This window comes from Kitasatospora kazusensis (genome assembly GCF_039529945.1).
Lineage (GTDB): Bacteria > Actinomycetota > Actinomycetes > Streptomycetales > Streptomycetaceae > Kitasatospora > Kitasatospora kazusensis.
On sequence record NZ_BAAANT010000134.1, the window covers coordinates 1 to 1,054 of the forward strand.

The following is a 1,054-nucleotide window of genomic DNA, read 5'->3' on the forward strand; positions in this document are numbered from 1 at the left end:
AGGCATCCGTCGATGAGGTGAGGGCGGTACTGGATCTGCTTCAGGCCGCGCCTGACGGCCCGGGCGAGCTGGTCGAGGTCGGCGGCGGCGAGGTTGCCGATGGTGCGCTTGACCAGCGACCAGATGCCCTCCTGCGGGTTGAGGTCCGGTGCGTACGAGGGAAGCTGGAAGACGGTCAGCCAGTCCCGGTTCGCCTGGATGAACGCCTGCATCGGCGCCATCAGGTGGGCGCGCAGGTTGTCCCACACGAGCACAACCGGGCCGCCGAGCTGGATGTGCGCGCGGATGAGCAGGTCCCGGTAGTCCTGCCAGGCCAGGCCCTTCTTCTCGCCCTTGCGGCCCCGGTAGACGTGGAAGCTGTAGAACATCCGGGACCGCTGACCGGGTTTGTAGCAGCTCAGCCCCGCCATAGAGACCCGGCCGGCTCCCCGGCCGCGCACCCGCACCACCGGCGTGCAGCCGAGCCTGCCCCAGGTCCTGGCACGCGGCGGCCTCATCGACTGCCCGGCTTCGTCCTCGAAGACGAGCCAGGCCCCGCGGGCCGCCGCGGTGCTTTTACCCGCGGCCACGTCTCCTTCTTCCACAGCTCGACCGCCGTATCGTCGCGCTCGACGGCCCGGCGGGCCGGCTGCTGCCAGGACCAGCCATGCCGCTTGAGCAGGACCCACGTGCCCTCCACGGTGTAGGAGACGTGGAACAGCCGGCCGATCAGCGTCTTGACCCGCGCGAGGGTCCACCGCTGGTCCTCCCAGCCGTGGGCCAGCGGACCGCGCTCCAACTCCCTTTCCAGCCGTGCGATCTGGGTGTCGGACAGCTTCGGGCGACCGGGTGAGCCCTTCGAGGCGATTCCCGTTTCACCGTCCTCGCGCCACTGCCGGCGCCAGCGCTCCACCGAGCGCACGCTCACCCGCATCGCGGCCGCGATGTCCCGGCTCTTCTCGCCGCCCTCGAAGCGTTCCACGGCCTGCCGCCGGATCCGCTCCCGCGCGGCTCTCTCCGCGTCGGTCAAACCGCCGCCCTGTGCATACCTCACAGCACATGACTACCGGGACCG

At 70.6% G+C, this 1,054-nt stretch carries 1 protein-coding gene; it reads right to left on the bottom strand.

Annotated elements, in window-relative coordinates; genetic code table 11:
• A protein-coding gene (locus ABD330_RS32620) for an IS630 family transposase (RefSeq protein WP_425555730.1) occupies positions 1–1,033 on the bottom strand; the annotation gives its coding sequence in 2 pieces (ribosomal slippage) (positions 1–586 and positions 586–1,033; 1,034 coding nt annotated over the 2 pieces). This gene is flagged as partial in the annotation.
• Between the last annotated feature and the right edge of the window lie 21 nt (positions 1,034–1,054).